Annotated in this window: 12 protein-coding genes; all 12 read left to right on the forward strand. The window is 49.5% G+C overall.

What is annotated here, in order from left to right:
• Positions 1 to 13 precede the first annotated feature (13 nt).
• Complete coding sequence (locus V3O24_RS15350) at positions 14 to 292, forward strand: hypothetical protein (protein ID WP_331307900.1); 279 nt, start codon at positions 14 to 16, stop codon at positions 290 to 292.
• On the forward strand, positions 289 to 705 hold the full coding sequence (locus tag V3O24_RS15355) for a PIN domain-containing protein (RefSeq protein WP_331307901.1): 417 nt from the start codon (positions 289 to 291) through the stop codon (positions 703 to 705). The genes V3O24_RS15350 and V3O24_RS15355 overlap by 4 nt, the downstream gene beginning before the upstream one ends.
• Before the next feature lie 76 nt (positions 706 to 781).
• Complete coding sequence (locus V3O24_RS15360) at positions 782 to 1,672, forward strand: branched-chain amino acid ABC transporter permease (RefSeq protein WP_331307902.1); 891 nt, start codon at positions 782 to 784, stop codon at positions 1,670 to 1,672.
• A gap of 357 nt (positions 1,673 to 2,029) precedes the next feature.
• On the forward strand, positions 2,030 to 3,109 hold the full coding sequence (gene fbaA / locus V3O24_RS15365; RefSeq protein ID WP_331307903.1) for a class II fructose-bisphosphate aldolase: 1,080 nt from the start codon (positions 2,030 to 2,032) through the stop codon (positions 3,107 to 3,109).
• A 225-nt stretch (positions 3,110 to 3,334) separates the two neighbouring features.
• Positions 3,335 to 4,042 carry a bifunctional 2-polyprenyl-6-hydroxyphenol methylase/3-demethylubiquinol 3-O-methyltransferase UbiG gene (ubiG, locus tag V3O24_RS15370; protein WP_104423007.1) on the forward strand — a complete coding sequence of 236 codons (708 nt, stop codon included), beginning with the start codon at positions 3,335 to 3,337 and terminating at the stop codon, positions 4,040 to 4,042.
• Between the two features lie 3 nt (positions 4,043 to 4,045).
• Complete coding sequence (locus V3O24_RS15375; RefSeq protein ID WP_331307904.1) at positions 4,046 to 4,723, forward strand: HAD-IA family hydrolase; 678 nt, start codon at positions 4,046 to 4,048, stop codon at positions 4,721 to 4,723.
• Positions 4,714 to 5,442 (forward strand): SDR family NAD(P)-dependent oxidoreductase, encoded by a 729-nt coding sequence (locus V3O24_RS15380; protein WP_331307905.1) that lies wholly within the window; start codon positions 4,714 to 4,716, stop codon positions 5,440 to 5,442. The genes V3O24_RS15375 and V3O24_RS15380 overlap by 10 nt, the downstream gene beginning before the upstream one ends.
• A gap of 10 nt (positions 5,443 to 5,452) precedes the next feature.
• Positions 5,453 to 6,001: a putative Fe-S cluster assembly protein SufT gene (gene sufT / locus V3O24_RS15385; protein WP_104422898.1), complete on the forward strand. Its 549-nt coding sequence runs from the start codon at positions 5,453 to 5,455 to the stop codon at positions 5,999 to 6,001.
• An 859-nt stretch (positions 6,002 to 6,860) separates the two neighbouring features.
• On the forward strand, positions 6,861 to 7,514 hold the full coding sequence (locus tag V3O24_RS15390) for a flagellar brake protein (RefSeq protein ID WP_104422896.1): 654 nt from the start codon (positions 6,861 to 6,863) through the stop codon (positions 7,512 to 7,514).
• Between the two features lie 780 nt (positions 7,515 to 8,294).
• The gene (locus V3O24_RS15395) at positions 8,295 to 9,437 is read left to right on the forward strand and encodes an efflux RND transporter periplasmic adaptor subunit (RefSeq protein WP_331307906.1); all 1,143 of its coding nucleotides are present in this window, start codon (positions 8,295 to 8,297) and stop codon (positions 9,435 to 9,437) included.
• 9 nt (positions 9,438 to 9,446) lie between these two features.
• The gene (locus V3O24_RS15400; RefSeq protein ID WP_331307907.1) at positions 9,447 to 12,557 is read left to right on the forward strand and encodes a CusA/CzcA family heavy metal efflux RND transporter; all 3,111 of its coding nucleotides are present in this window, start codon (positions 9,447 to 9,449) and stop codon (positions 12,555 to 12,557) included.
• The gene (locus V3O24_RS15405) at positions 12,554 to 13,885 is read left to right on the forward strand and encodes a TolC family protein (protein ID WP_258076563.1); all 1,332 of its coding nucleotides are present in this window, start codon (positions 12,554 to 12,556) and stop codon (positions 13,883 to 13,885) included. The genes V3O24_RS15400 and V3O24_RS15405 overlap by 4 nt, the downstream gene beginning before the upstream one ends.
• Positions 13,886 to 13,998: the final 113 nt, after the last annotated feature.

Genomic DNA, 13,998 nt, shown 5'->3' on the forward strand with positions numbered 1-13,998 from the left:
CAGGGGCAGTGCCATGTACACAACTATTAACGGTATTTATGACAACGGCCACATTATCTTAGAAGAAGCGCCGCCCACAAAAAAACGCATGAAGGTATTAATTACCTTTGTCGAGGATAGCAGTAATAAAACATCTAATGAAGCCAATATAGAAGCTCAGAAGCCTGCCGAGCAGGACAAATTGAAAGTATTAAAACAAGGGTTTTCCGAACGCTGGCAAGGTCAATTCAAGCTAAATGATAAGACAGGCGATGAGCGGTTCGATTATTTGAAACAGCGTTATCAGTTATGAAAATCTTTGTCGATTGTGATGTGTTGCTGGATGTGGGATTGGGCAGGGAGCCTTTTTGTCAGGCATCAGGGGCTCTATTAAACTATCTTGAGAATAATAAAAATACTGGTTTTATCGCTTGGCATTCTATCGCCAACTTTTTTTATCTGACGGCAAAAGGCAATAATAAACAGCAAAGTAAAAACTTTATTGCTGAATTATGTGCCTTTTTAGAAATCGTTGCTGTTTCCAACCAAGACTTAACCGTTGCCTTGGAGCTGCCTATTAACGATTTTGAAGACACAATGCAATGCGCATCGGCAATGGCTTGTCATGCAGACGTTATTATTAGCCGAAATATTAGAGACTTTCAGTATTCACCTATTAAAGCAATGTCCCCAGAGCAGTTTTTGCAGGAATTGAACGGGTTGTAAGATGAAGGGCGGGTATGATTTTTCTGGCATTAAGCAAGGTGAATTTTCGTTTTATGAACCGGAAATCTTGTAGACGATGGAATACTTATTACACCTCGCCATCTTCATTTGCTTTTACACCCTGCTTGCCCAGAGCCTAAATCTTGCTGCCGGGAAAACCGGTTTGGTGTCTTTGGCTCATGCCGGGTTTTACGGTATTGGCGCTTATACGACGGCTTTGCTTACTTTACATTTCGGCTTTTCTTTTTGGTTGAACTTGCTCATTGCGCTGTTAATCAGCGGTTTTGTCGCCTTGATCATTTCACTGATTGCACTGAGAACGGTTGAAGATTATTTCATTATTTGTACTTTAGGCATTCAGGTCATTGTTTTTTCTTTAATGAATAACTGGATGGATTTAACCCGAGGGCCTTTAGGCATTGCTGGTATTCCCGCTATTGAGCTGTTCGGCTTTAGTCTGGACAGTAAAATAGCTTTTTTGTTGATTTCTATCGGTTTTATGGCGAGCGCTTGGTATTTGTTAAAAAATCTACTTCGTTCAGGTTTCGGCAATACCCTGACCGCAATTAGCGAAGATGAAATCTACGTGCAAAGCTTGGGTAAGAATGTTTATCTTGCCAAGACCGTTGCCTTTACGCTGAGCGCTATGTTTGCGGCCATCCCCGGTGCGTTATATGCGCATTACATTTCTTACATAGACCCGACCAGTTTCACGGTGAGCGAATCTATCTTCATTCTTTCAATCGTCATTATCGGCGGTATGGGCAATTTGACCGGCAGTTTTTTGGCGGCGGCTTTTATGGTGTTATTGCCTGAAGCGCTACGCTTTGTCGGTATGCCCGACAGCATCGCTGCCAATATGCGCCAAATCATTTACGGGGCGGTGTTGGTGGTTGTGATGATGACCGGAAAAAACGGTGTGAGGGATTTTTTCCTGAACAAGAGAGGGATGCCGCATGATTACTAGGATTGCACTTCGAAGTTGAATCCGCCTCATTAAGTATTCACTCAATCTGCTTGTAACTATTTAGCCTAAAAGGTAGGGTGTGCCGCGCACTAAAGAACTGGTGGATTATTCAATCGTCGGAAAGGCGCGCATGGCACGCCCTACATGAGGATTCGTCAGAGTCTTATCTAAATTTAAGGAACACATTACATAAACAGAGCATTGCACTACCGACATCAGCTTATCGCCAAGTAGCCTATTGCATGAACACACTTTATAATATGCGGCTGGCAGCATTGGGCGGCGGATATTTTCCGCAACCGCAATGGCTCTCGGCTTGATCACCCTCAACGTAACAGATTGAAACAGGAACCCTTAATGTCTCAGAAAATTTCAGATGTAGTAAAACCCGGTGTTGTCACTGGCGATGACGTGCAAAAAATCTTTGCGATCTGCAAAGAAAACCACTTTGCATTGCCCGCGGTGAATGTGATTAACACTGATTCGATTAATGCAGCGTTGGAAGCGGCCGCGAAAGTAAAATCGGCTATCGTTATCCAGTTTTCCAATGGCGGAGCGGCATTTGTCGCCGGTAAAGGCTTAAAAGCGGAGGATCAAACGCCTGCTATCTTGGGGGCTATCTCCGGCGCTCAACACGTACACCAAATGGCTGAAGCTTACGGCGTACCGGTTATTTTGCATACCGACCACGCGGCTAAAAAATTGTTGCCTTGGATCGACGGATTGTTGGATGCTGGCGAAAAACATTTTGCAGCAACCGGCAAGCCTTTATTCAGCTCGCACATGTTGGATTTGTCTGAAGAAAGCTTGAAAGAAAACATTGAAATCTGCGGCCAATATCTGGCGCGCATGTCAAAAATGGGCATGACGCTGGAAATCGAATTAGGTTGCACCGGCGGCGAAGAAGACGGCGTCGACAACAGCGATATGGATCATTCCATGCTGTACACTCAGCCTGAAGATGTCGCTTACGCCTATGAAGAGTTAAGCAAAATCAGCCCACGTTTTACGATTGCGGCTTCATTCGGTAACGTTCACGGCGTTTATAAGCCAGGCAACGTTAAATTGACGCCTAGCATTTTGGCTAACTCACAAAAACACGTTTCCGAAAAATTCGGCGTTCCTGCAAACACGCTGAACTTTGTATTCCACGGCGGTTCAGGTTCCAGCGCCGAAGAAATCAAGGAATCGATCAGCTACGGCGTAGTTAAGATGAACATCGATACCGATACCCAATGGGCGACTTGGGAAGGCATCATGAACTACTACAAGCAAAACGAAGGTTATTTGCAAGGCCAAATCGGCAACCCGGACGGTGACGACAAGCCCAACAAAAAATACTACGATCCACGCGTTTGGCAACGTGCCGGTGAAGTCGGCATGGTGACTCGTTTGGAACAAGCTTTCCAGGAATTGAACGCGGTTAATTCCCTGTAAGCTGACAAGCTGAAAAAAAGGCCGGTGCAGTTGCCCGGCCTTTTTTTTGCCCGGCAGTCGGCGGCAGGATTGACACCAAAAATCAAGGGATGAATGATCTGCTGTTATGATGGATAATGACCTTATTATTCAAGCGGTATACAAGACGGCTTGTGACAGAACAACACATGACGAATAACCTAGTAATATAGTAAACTATATCAACCTTAAATTATGGTCGGCACGATGACAGCAACAGATAATGTACACCCGCACGAAATCCATAAGTTTGGCTCGATGGCGGAACGCTGGTGGGATACTCAGGGCGAATTCAAAACCCTGCACGATATTAATCCGCTGCGTATCGAGTTTATCAAGCGTTATGCCGATATTGACGGCAAACGCATCGTCGATGTCGGCTGCGGCGGCGGCATTTTAACCGAAGGTTTGGCCAAACAAGGCGCGGATGCGTTGGGTATCGATCTCAGCGAAGACCTGATTGATATTGCCGATCTGCATGGGCTTGAATCCGGCGTCAGTGCGCATTATCAAAAAATCAGCGCGGAAGATTTGGCCGAACAACAGCCGGAAAGTTTCGATCATGTGACCTGTATGGAAATGCTCGAACATGTGCCCGATCCGGGCTCGATTATCTTCGCCTGCGCCAGAATGGTTAAACCCGGCGGCATGGTGTTTTTCTCGACGCTGAACCGCAAACCCAAGGCTTATTTGCTGGCTATTTTTGCCGCCGAATACGTCCTGCAAATGTTGCCCAAAGGCACGCATGATTTTAAAACCTTTATCAAGCCTTCGGAGCTGTGCCAGACAGCGCGGGCGGCCGGCCTTGAATTGCAGGGCATGGTGGGCATTGAATACAATCCGTTCACCAAGCATTTCAGGCTGGGCAAAGACATAGATGTCAATTACATCGCTGCTTTTAAGCGCCCCGCGTAAGACATGACGGCTGATTTCAAATTATCCTGCGTATTATTCGACCTTGACGGTACCCTGGTCGATACCGCGCCGGACTTGATTTCATGCCTGAACCGGGCGCTAAACGTCCACGGTTTTGATGCCGTGGCGCCTGAAATCATCAAACCGTTTATTTCATTCGGCGCTGCGGCCATGATTAACGCCGGCCGTCCTGAACTTGACGATATGTTAAAGGCGGATATTCTGGAAACCATGCTCACGCATTACCAGAACAATATTGCCGAACACACGGTTTTTTTCTCCGGCATGGCTGACACACTGGCTGCGATTGAAGCGCAAGGATTGAAATGGGGCGTGGTCACCAACAAGCGCGAACGCTTCACCAACCCGCTGATGGACGCTTTAAAGTTGACCGGGCGCGCCGCCTGCATCGTCAGCGGCGATACCACGGCCAACCCCAAGCCGCACCCGGAACCGATGCTGCTCGCTTGCAAACAGGCGGACGTCGATCCGCAGGAATGCGTCTATATCGGCGACGCGCTGCACGACATTGCCGCCGGGAAAAATGTCCGAATGAAAACACTGGCCGCAGTATACGGCTACATTAAACCCGGCGATAACCCGGAAACTTGGGGCGCGGATGCGTTAATCGAGTCGCCCGAGCAAATATCAACCTGGATAGCATCACTACCATGCCGCTAACAAATCAAGTCATCTTAATTACCGGCGCCGGCGGCGGGCTCGGCAGTACAGCCGCCCTGGCGTTGGCCAAACACGGCGCGCATATTATTTTGCTGGATAAAAACATCGCCAAACTGGAAGCGGTTTACGATGCGATTGTGACCGTCAAGGCGCCCGAACCGATTATTTATCCGTTCGATCTGGCCGGCGCCAATGAAAACGAGTATCAGGAATTGGCCGACAAAATTGATGAAAAATACGGCTCCCTGCAAGGCATTCTGCATTCGGCGGTAGAGTTCAGCGCATTTTCTCCGGTCGCAACGCACAAGACCAAAGACTGGGGGCATACCTTAAACGTCAATTTGAACGCGCCTTTTTTGCTGTGCCGGGTTTTGCTGCCGGTGCTGCAAAAGAGCGAGCATGCGTCGATTGTTTTCACGTCGGATTCTTCCGCCAGAAACGCTCCCGCCTACGCAGGCGCTTACGGCGTTTCTAAAATAGCCTTGGAAGGTTTCGCCAACATACTGGCCGAAGAACATGAAGCATCCGGCAAAATCAGGGTCAATACCCTGATACCGGGACCGATAGACTCCCCGTTAAGAAAACGGGCCTATCCGGCGGAAGATAAAAGCAAGTTGCCGTCCATGAAATCATTGGCTCCGATTTATCTGTATTTATTCGGCTCAGAAAGCATCGGCATAACCGGCCAGGCTATCGACGCCCGAACCTTCTATCTATAACTGAACCATTATGGCTGAAAGAGAAGACGTTGTTTTAACCCGAGATGTCAACATTGTTACTATCCCCGACGGCAACACCGGGACTTTAACCAAGGGCCAGATAGTTACCATCCATCAGGCGCTGGGCGATAACTATACCGTGGTTAGCGAACACGGCCACATGGTGCGGATTGCCGGAGTGGATGCCGATGCGCTGGGCAAGGAGCCTCATCAATTACACACCTTGGTATCCGAAACCGACGCGGCAGCGGTTGAAAGAAACTGCTGGGAAGTGATGAAAACGGTCTATGACCCGGAAATACCGGTCAACATTGTCGATCTTGGCCTGGTCTACCAATGTAAAGTAACGCCGACAGATAACGGGCTGAATGACGTTCATATCATGATGACGCTGACCGCGCCGGGCTGCGGCATGGGGCCGGTTATCCAGGGCGATGTGGAAAAATGCATACGCGCATTGCCCGGCGTCGCCAGTGTTAATGTCGAAGTGGTGCTTGATCCGCCTTGGTCGCGAGACATGATGTCGGAAGTGGCTCAGTTGCAGTTGGGCTTGTATTAATCACTGATGTTACGCATAGCGCCACTGCAAGGCCAGCCTTGCACTCCAGTTGCTGGAAATACGCTGCCATTAACTTAATGGCAGTGACGTAGCGCGTGGGAACGAGAAAAAATAAACCCCCGCGTAACATCAGTTAATCAATTCGGCGTATAAAGGCATTTGAAACAAAGCCTTCAATAGATTTAGTCAGGCGATATAAATTTAATTCCAATGCTGCCGTGTCGTTTTTGAGTAACGCGGCTATCCCATCAAATCCACTTAAACCTTGATCCCGCCATCCAAACATGTTTTGGATGCTGCTGATCGCGCGGAATTTCGTTTTCTCATTTTAGCCCTTGCTCAGGTGAATCAATTGAGCCTACAGTTTTGGCAGCAGTTTTTTCCTTCTGTCCGGTTGTCACTATTCCCGATCTTTTTTGTAGGTTAATGGCTACATTGATGTCAGCAATTGCCGACACCATCAAAATATTTTATCTGTTTTTTTTCAGGCCGTTTGATCTTTTTACGATTTATTAATCTTAAATATATTAATGATTTTAATGTATTAGGACTTATTGGTAAGGGTTTTTGGCATTAATCACAAAACAATATATTAGATTATATTAATATAATGAATCAGAATGATTGACTGAAACCGGTACGGGCAATAGAATTTTTTTAAATTCTCGATCGGGTTGCAATCATCTTGACTGCTTATGAATAACCCTTGGCAAACCTGTGTCGGCCGAAGAGTAGCTTTTTTGATGTAGCCAATTGAAAAAACATTGGTTTTTCATGCCTTCCACTAAATTTAATTGGAAAATTCAAGTTGGCGAAGGGATTGAGGAATAACGCGTATTATAATTCGGATGAAAACAGGATGACCGCTTTTAAAGATATTAACCTGCAAGTCGGCGCACGCTTACAAATAACGCTGCAACACAGCAGCAAGCAAGCAATTTATTATACCGAGCTCATCGGTTATGTGGATGGGGAGTACCTGATAATAAAGACGCCCATGGAGAACGGGCTTTCCGTTCAAATGCAGGTAGATGATCCGCTTATCCTGCGGATATTATCAGGCGTGGATGTTGTCACGATGGCTTGCAGGGTGAAAACTATCTTTCGGGGGCCGCATTACTATATGCATCTTACTTTTCCCACCGATATTAAATCCATCGCACTACGCGGCGCCATCAGGGCCAAGGTGAATTTGCCGGTACAAGTCAATGGCGTGGACGGTGCAGGGGTTATCACCGATATCAGCGTCACCGGAGCCGGAATAGTGGCCAATCAAGCACTGGGGGAACCTAATCAGGAAGTCTCAATCTCTTTCGAGTTTCCAATAAAGCCCACCAAACAGAATGCGCATATAGACACCGGGGTGACTATTCGCAGCATTCAACAGATGCCAAGCAAGAAAAAAGATGCGCCGCCAAGGTTTGCGCACGGAATTTCCTTTCATGATATAGACCTTACCACCCAGGTGATGCTGTTAAATCTTGTTTATGAATCCATGAACAGGCTTAATTAGCGTTATTCCCCGATAATTTGAGCCGCTAAAGCGATTAACAGGCGGCTATTACTCAGGCAATCTTGTTTTTCTGCTGATAATTTAACGGTGGGAGCGGCTAAAGCCGCCCCCACATAGCCATCTCATTCGACATTATAAATTTGACTGAGCGCCGGGTTTGCCAGTCCTATTTTGTATCGGATCGATTAATATTGTATTGATTCGATACTATGGTTTAGAATCTCCCGCCCGCACTACAGATCATAGTGCGATTTAAGTGAAAAATGTTCAAGCAACGGTGTTGTATTAAGCGGCGCAGTTGATGTTGACGTTTACGGCTTACTCAAAAGTAAAAATTGACGTATACGTCTGCGCGAAACCCGCAAAGCTAACTTTACTGCGTCATATTACAGTCATACTTGATTGTAAAGGTTCTTTTGAACCGCAACACTTATCGGAATCGGCTGTTTTGCACCATAGGCGAGGTGGCCGTGTACTGAAAAACACTCTCTGAGCGGGCGTGAGGCCATATCGTTTTGTGGCATGTAAATTGCTGTTAACTCCCGTGTTAAGCGAGGATATTGCAACCAGTGTCATGAATGATGTATTTCACGTAAGTGGATTTGCTCAGATAACGATGTTTTTAGTTTCGCCAACGCCAAGACATGGATTGTATAGAGTGCAAAAATTCTACGATAAATTACCCTCTCAAATGCAATTTTACTCAATGCAGAATAGGCTTTTGCAGCTTTATTCTATGCACTGACTTTATTTATCAATGAGTTCATAGCTATAACTGTCATGCATTATTCCTCTTTAGTACTTATTTCCGTTCTTTTGTGTACCGCCTGCTCGGAGTCCGCAACAGAAAAACAAGCCGGCGAACCATCCTCAGCTGTTAATCAACAATCTGCTTCAAAAGCAGCTGGGCAAGACATCGGCAAGCCCAAAGCAATTTCGATACCCGAGGCTTCCCGTCCTTACATCACTGTAGCGGAAATCAGGCCGCAAAGCTTTGCCGCGACCGTGCAAGCCCCATCGCGCGTGGAGTTCCGCGCTAAAGCGCTGTCAACCGCGGGCGCGGTTGTTTCAGGCCGCGTCGGCAAAATCAACGTACAGGTGGGCGATACGGTTAAAGCAGGTACGCCATTGGCGGTGTTGGAAAGCTCGGAGGCTGCGCAAATGCGCTCCGATGTGTCACGCACCCGCGCGGAATTGCAGCGCTCGCAAGACAGGGCTAAACGCCAGGAGAATATGCTGAAAAGCGGCGTCGGTCTTGAGATTGAACGTAGCGAAGCCAATTTTCAACTGGAAGAGGACAAAGCGGATTATGAGCGTAGCTTGCAGGCGGCGCGGTTGCTGGGTGAGGGTACAGATCAAACGGTGGTGTTACGCGCACCGATAGAAGGTGTGGTGCTGCGAGTCGACACTTCAATCGGTACGGCAGTTCAGGCGGGAACCGTGCTGTTTGAATTGGGCGAACCCGGCGCACTGTGGATTGTGGCCGATATTTTCGAGAACGATTTGCCGCTGATAGAAAAGGGCGCCAAAGTCGAGCTGCACATTACAACCCTGCCAAAACCGGTCGCCGGACATGTTGCCGCGCTCAGCGCCGCTATGCAGGCGGATCTTAGACGGGGTGCCGTTTATATTGATCTTGACGATCATAACTTACCGATAAAGCCGGGCATGTATGCCAAATCGATGATAGAGGCGGCGGGACCCAAGCGCATTGTTTTGCCGACGACTGCGGTATTAATCAAGGACAAAAAGCAATTTGTGGTTTATGTCGAAACACAAGACGGCTTATTCGAGCCGCGTAACGTAACGATTGGGCAAGCCCACGATGGTTTTGTCCCCGTACTGGAAGGTCTTGTTGGCGGCGAGCGAGTGGTTGTTTCCGGCGCCTTGCTGCTCGATTCCGAAGCTTCGATGCTGCTGTAGGAGATCTAAATGCTACGTGCGCTCATTGAGACCTGTGTACACAGGCGGCTGGCTGTCATCACGATTACGGTTATCCTCACGATTTTTGGCGTCCATGCTTTTATGGAAACGCCGATTGAGGCGTATCCCGATGTGACCAACACACAGGTCACCGTTATCAGTTTGATGCCCGGCTACGCGCCCGAGGAAGTCGAACGGCAGGTGACCGTTCCTTTAGAGCGTGTGCTGAACGGTACGCCGGACATGATTCAGATGCGCAGCCAAAGCTTGTTTGGCTTGTCATTAATCACCGTCACCTTTGAAGACCATATCGATAGTTTTCATTCGCGCACCGAGATTTCCCAGCGCATTTCCGGCGCGGAATTGCCGCCTGAGGTTACGCCTGTTCTAGCGTCCGACTACACGCCGCTCGGTGAAATTTATAAATTTATTGTCGTCAGCGATCGCCATACCTTGTTCGAGCGGCGCTCCGAACTGGAGTGGAGTATTTCGCGCACCCTGCGCCAGATTCCGGGTGTTGCTGATGTCTTGTCTTTTGGCGGCTACTATAAAGAAATTCATATTGAGATCGATCCCGCCCGAGTCGAATCGCTAGATCTTACGTTAGAAGAAGTTGCAACCGCGATTGAAAAATCCAACCGTAACGTTGGAGCCGGGTTTCTTCGTAACGGCGACCAAGAGATGGTCGTGCGCGGTGTCGGCAATTTAGTTTCGCCCGAGGACATCAAACAAATCGTGTTAAAAAACCGCGAAGGCACGCCGATTACGGTGGGCGATGTTGCGACATTAGTGCAGGCCTACACGCCAAGACGCGGTACGGTGGGGATGGATGACCGGAAAGAAGTCGTCGAAGGGATTGCGCTGCTGCGGCGCGGACAAAACCCTACGCGCGTTCTGGACGCCTTGCATGCCAAGGTAGAGGAATTAAATGCACGCATCCTGCCGGCAGGAATGCGCATTGTCCCGTTCCTGGATCGCTCGGACCTGGTCAGTAAAACGCTGCATACCGTGTTCGACAATCTGCTGCATGGTTTTTTTCTGGTCGTAGGGGTCGTTTGGCTGTTTTTGCGCAGCATTCGTGGGTCGTTGATTGTCGCAACGGTGATTCCGCTGTCGCTGCTGGTTGCTTTCTTGGGACTGTACCAATTAAACATGCCGGCCAATCTGATTTCCATGGGAGCGATTGATTTCGGCATTATCTTGGACGGCGCCGTGGTGCTAATGGAAAACGTCATTCATCAAGCCTCGCATCAAAAGCCACGGACGCGAAAGGAGATGCTGCGTCTGATCGGCAACGCCGCCTTCGATGTGTCCAAGCCCGCTTTTTTCGCGATGTTGATCATTATTGCCGCGTTAATACCGGTGTTTACGCTGGAGCGCGTTGAAGGACGGATTTTCCGCCCGCTGGCGATGACATACAGTTTTGCCTTGGCCGGTGGACTGGCCTTTGCGTTGTTTTTAATTCCGGCCCTTTGCGCGTCATTCATTCAGCCCAAACATGCGCTGATCGCAGAGCCGCGTTTTTTGGAAAAATTGCGCCGGGTTTATGCAAAGTTGCTTGATCATACATTACGCCGCCGGTTCCCTGCACTGATGGCCGCGGGTGTTTTGCTGATTGCCGGTATCGTGGCCGGCGCCAGACTGGGTACCGAATTCTTGCCGGAACTGGATGAAGGCGATATTCATGTGTTTGTCGAAATGCCCTCCAGCGTTTCTCTGGATAAAGGGCAAGAGATTCTGCTGGATGTACGCAAACGACTGTTGCAATATCCCGAAGTCAAAGGCGTTTTGAGCCAACAGGGCCGCTCCGAAGACGGCACGGACAATGAAGGCGTGAACATGAGCGAAACCTTCGTGCATCTTAAGCCGCGCGATGAATGGCGCGAAGGCCTGCATAAAAACCATCTGGTCGATGCGATGCGCGTGTCGCTGGAGCAAATACCGGGAGTGCGCTTTAACTTTTCACAACCGATTAAAGATAATGTCGAGGAAGCCGTCAGCGGCGTGCGCGGTAAAGTGGTGCTGAAAATTTACGGGCCTGACCTTGAAAAAATGCGGGAAACGCTGGAAGAAATAAAAACAGCATTAGCCAATGTGCCGGGAGTGATTGACCTGGATATTTACCGCGAATCGCAGGTGCCGCAGCTGCGCGTGAACCTGGACCGGTCGGCGCTGGCGCGTAACGGTTTAAATGTCGATACCGTGCAGGATACCGTCGAAATAGCGATGGCTGGACGCGTGGTGTCGCAATTGTGGCAGGGCGAACGGCCTGTGCCCGTTCGCTTGAGATTCCCGGAAAAGGATCGTAACGATCAGGAAAAGATCGGCGATTTAAGTATCGTTACGCCGGCCGAAACCCGCATTCCGTTACGCGATCTCGCCAACATGGAAATTGCACGCGGACGGACGTCTATTGAGCGAGAAGCCAACAGCCGTTACATGGCGATTAAATTCAATGTCGAAGGCCGCGATTTGGGATCGGTTGTTCATGAGGCGATTGCTTTGGTCGATGCCAAAGTGAAGATTCCCGAAGGGCATTTTATCGCCTGGGGCGGCGAGTTTGAAAATCAGCAACGGGCGATGGCGCGCCTAGGCATTGTCGTGCCGATTGCGATACTGATCGTTTTAGGCTTGCTGTACACGGCGCTGCAATCCGGGCGTAGCGCGGCGGCGATTCTGATTGCAACGCCGTTTGCGATGACCGGCGGGGTATTCGCGCTTTTTCTTACCGGCATCCCTTTATCGGTGAGCGCCGCTATCGGCTTTATCGCCTTGTTGGGACAAGTCTGTTTGATGGGGCTGTTGGTATTAAGCGCGACCGAGGAAATGCGCCGCAACAGCGTTGAATTATTTGAAGCCGTGCGCGAAGGCGCAACCCTGAGGTTGCGTGCGGTGCTGATGGCCTCGTTGCTGGCGTTGCTCGGCTTAATGCCGATGGCGTTGTCGACCGGCATCGGCAGCGAGACGCAGCGGCCCTTTGCCGTGGTGATTGTCGGCGGAATGCTGACCACCTTTTTTGTCGCCATGTTTGTATTGCCTGTCATTTACAGCCTGGTGACTTCGAGATATTTATTAACACCCGAACAAGAGGATGAACTCGCAGAGGATGCAAAACTATGAACCATGAGTCTTTGAAAATTAATCGTCGTAGTGCGCTGGCAATAGCAGGATTAATGACCTGGCTGATGATGCGGCAGAATGCTTTTGCCGCCGAACCCGAGCAGGCAAACGCTCTGCCTAAGGCCGTCACCATTCAACAGCTGTTGCAAATTGTCCGGGAAAAAAGTCCAAGGTATGCAGTAGCGCGCAGTCAAATTGAAGCGGCTGAAGCGGAGGTCGTCGCGGCCAGTGTGTTGCCTAATCCGAAAGTAAGCTACGGCCGCTACGACCAAGCCGGAGGGCGGGTGGGAACGCAGTTCGACGGCATGTCGCAGCAAAATGTTACGGTGGAGTTGCCGGTACTGTTGGCGGGACAGCGGGGCGCGCGTCAAGAAGCGGCCGAGCGTAAAGTTGATGTCAGCGAAACCGATGTTCAAGTCGAATACAACCAGCTGGTTCGCGATACCTGGGGTTTGTTTGTGCAACTGTTGGCAGGACAGCAACGGGTCGTCGTGCTGAAAGAAGCGCAACAGGAACTGGAACGCTTAAAAACCATTATCAGCGGCAAAGAAAGCGCCGGCACCGCCAGCCGTTACGATGTGTTGCGCATCACCCAAGAGATGCAAAACTTACAGGCGCGCCTGGAAAATGCGCAAACCGACATAGCCGGCACGGTTGGAAAAATCGGCGTTTTGCTGGGATTTGCCGATTGGCAATTGCAGGCGTCCGGCACCCTGGCGCCGATAGGCGCTCCTGCCGATGCGAATACCCTTTGGCAACAAGTTGAAAATAATAACCCAGCGCTTGAAAGTGCGCGCCGGGAAACCGTTGCCGCCGATGCCGGACTTGAACGCGCCCGGCGTGAACGATTTCCTGTTCCCTCTTTGTTTGCGGGCACCGCGTTTACCGACAATCCTTACGGCAACGCGATTTTTTCAGGAGTTTCAGTAGATTTGCCGCTGTTCGACCGCAATCAAGGCGGCATGGCGAAAGCCGCGGCGGAAAAGAATGCCGCGTTACTGAAGCACGATCTACTGCTGGCGTCAACAAAACAGGAGTTGGAGCGTAGTTTGGATGTGCTGGCGCGCCGCCGCGACACCCTCGTAAAGTTTGAGCATGATGTACTCCAGCCTTTACCGGCATTAAAGCAAATGGCTGAAGACGCTTACCGCTTGGGTAAATCCGGGCTGCTGGAATTGCTGGATTCCTCGCGTTCCCGAATCGAAATCAAGCTGAACCATTTGGATTTATTAACCGGTGAAATTGAAGCGGAACTGGATGCGATGATGGTTTCCGGCCTGCTGGTAGCCACCTTGGAGCAGCCGAAACATATACAGCAGCAAGATTAATAATATGATGCTAAAAGACAACATAAAGTTCAAAATATGCAGGCTACCAATGTAAGCGCTAAGCCGTCCGTAGTGAGCTTGTCGAACCATGAACGGCTTAACCGTCTTAAATT

Origin of the sequence: Methylobacter sp. Wu8 (assembly GCF_036440755.1) — a bacterium.
In the GTDB taxonomy this organism is placed as follows: Bacteria; Pseudomonadota; Gammaproteobacteria; order Methylococcales; family Methylomonadaceae; genus Methylobacter_A; species Methylobacter_A tundripaludum_A.